The 1,498-nt window shown below is 30.1% G+C and carries 2 protein-coding genes and 1 pseudogene; all 3 read left to right on the forward strand.

Going from position 1 to position 1,498, the window contains the following annotated elements:
* Positions 1 to 34: 34 nt before the first annotated feature.
* Entirely contained in the window at positions 35 to 868 is an 834-nt protein-coding gene (gene prmA / locus RMO83_RS13245; protein ID WP_310560178.1) for a 50S ribosomal protein L11 methyltransferase, read from the forward strand.
* Between the two features lie 64 nt (positions 869 to 932).
* Complete coding sequence (locus tag RMO83_RS13250) at positions 933 to 1,208, forward strand: ATP-dependent Clp protease adaptor ClpS (RefSeq protein ID WP_310560179.1); 276 nt, start codon at positions 933 to 935, stop codon at positions 1,206 to 1,208.
* 62 nt (positions 1,209 to 1,270) lie between these two features.
* A pseudogene (locus RMO83_RS13255) lies at positions 1,271 to 1,498 on the forward strand (2-dehydro-3-deoxyphosphooctonate aldolase); the annotation flags it as partial.

Here is a 1,498-nt window from a genome sequence, read left to right on the forward strand (position 1 = left end):
ATTGATAGTTACTTATCTTTGCAAAAAATAAAAAATGTCAAATATATATTTAGGATATCATTTTACAGTAGAACCAAAAGAATTAGGCTCAGTAATTTTGGTTGCAGAATTGGGCGAATTGCCCTTCGAAAGTTTTGTAGAAAGCGAATTTGGAGTTACAGCCTATATTCAAAAACATTTGTGGAACGAGAATATTCTTGACGATTTATTTATTTTGAACTCACCACAATTCATAATTTCATATAAAATCGAAGAGATTGATCAAGTAAACTGGAATGAAGAGTGGGAGAAAAATTTTGAACCAATCGATGTAGAAGGAAATTGTCACGTTCGCGCACCTTTTCACCCAAAAACCAATGCCGAATTTGACATAATAATCGAACCAAAAATGAGTTTTGGAACTGGTCACCACGAGACAACTCACATGATGATTCAACATTTATTAGAAACCGATATTCGTGGATTGAAAACGCTCGATATGGGTTGCGGCACAGCAATTTTAGCAATTCTTGCAGAGATGAAAGGTGCAAAACCAATCGATGCAATCGATATTGACAATTGGTGTTACTTGAATTCTATTGAAAATGCAGAACGCAATAATTGTTCCGAAATAAGTGTTTTTGAAGGTGACGCAACTTTATTAAAAGACAAAAAATATGATTTAATAATTGCAAATATAAACAGAAATATTTTGTTAAATGACATGCAATCTTATGTAGATTGTCTAAATCCAAATGGAACAATTTTGTTTAGCGGTTTTTACACAGAAGATATCCCGTTTATCGATTCATCTTGCACACAAAAAGGACTCAATTTTGTCAAAAAAATAGAAAGAAACAATTGGGTTTCATTAAAATATACTAATTAATACTCAGTTATCGGTCACAGTTTTTTGAACTGAAACTGAAAACTGCTACTGAAAACGCTACAGAATGACAACCGAAATAGATTATTTAGAAGAATCATTAGTTCAAGTATCGACAGATTTGAATAATGAAATTGTGCTTTTTAATGACGACGTAAATACTTTTGATCATGTTATCGATACTTTAATTTTAGTTTGCGACCATACTTTAGAGCAAGCTGAACAATGTGCAATATTAGTTCATTATAAAGGAAAATGTACAGTAAAAACAGGAAGTTTGAAAGAATTAACTCGCCAATGTTCTCTATTATTAGAAGCAGGATTAAGTGCAGAAATAGTATAAAATAAATCTAGTCACAAATATTGCAAACTATAGACAATAATTTCAATCCTAAAATTAATAAAATGATTCAAAAATCAGCTTTTTTTATTTTAATTTTTTTTGCTTTAACATCTTGTATTAGTACAAAATCGACCTTAATGAATGTCGATAATAATGCACCTATTCCTAAATTGACCAAGCAAAATACTTTTGTTTTAACAGAAATTAGTACCGATTCAAAATATGGATATGACAAAGATTATCCAATAAATGTTTTTTATAGAAATTCTAACGACGAAGAGATAAATTGC

Source organism: Flavobacterium sp., from assembly GCF_031423415.1.
Lineage (GTDB): Bacteria > Bacteroidota > Bacteroidia > Flavobacteriales > Flavobacteriaceae > Flavobacterium.